The organism is Colwellia marinimaniae, from assembly GCF_002207865.1.
GTDB lineage: Bacteria > Pseudomonadota > Gammaproteobacteria > Enterobacterales > Alteromonadaceae > Colwellia > Colwellia marinimaniae.
In genome coordinates this window covers 1-374 of record NZ_BDQM01000152.1, presented here as the reverse complement: position 1 = coordinate 374, position 374 = coordinate 1, and the positions used below count along the sequence as shown (strand labels likewise).

Below are 374 nucleotides of genomic sequence, written 5' to 3'. Positions count from 1 at the left end.
ATCTAGATCTTGTTCATGACGAATAAGGGTTTTACCACGTGTCAATACGGCAAACACATCACGAGCAACAACGTTGTCAAGCCAACCACGATTTATGATCACCACATCATTTTTACCAATCGCACTGTATTTTTCATCTGCCGCGACAATCAAACCATCGCTAGCCAGCTGGAAATTACGCGGTTGAAAGTAAACAGGCAAACGGTCTTGCTCAGGCATCGGCAATAATCGGTCACCTTTACGTGCTTCTTTGGTACTTTTCAAAATCAATAATTTGGCCGGAATGGTTTCCGTGCCGGTATTCACCACACGGGCAATCGCAATAAACTCGACTTCGTTACCCAGATTTTCATTCGTCACCGGATCAATATAAG

Annotated in this window: 1 pseudogene; it reads right to left on the bottom strand. The window is 43.9% G+C overall.

Annotation, left to right across the window (positions count from 1 at the left end):
• Window positions 1-374: pseudogene (locus tag MTCD1_RS18660) on the bottom strand (LysM peptidoglycan-binding domain-containing protein); the annotation flags it as partial.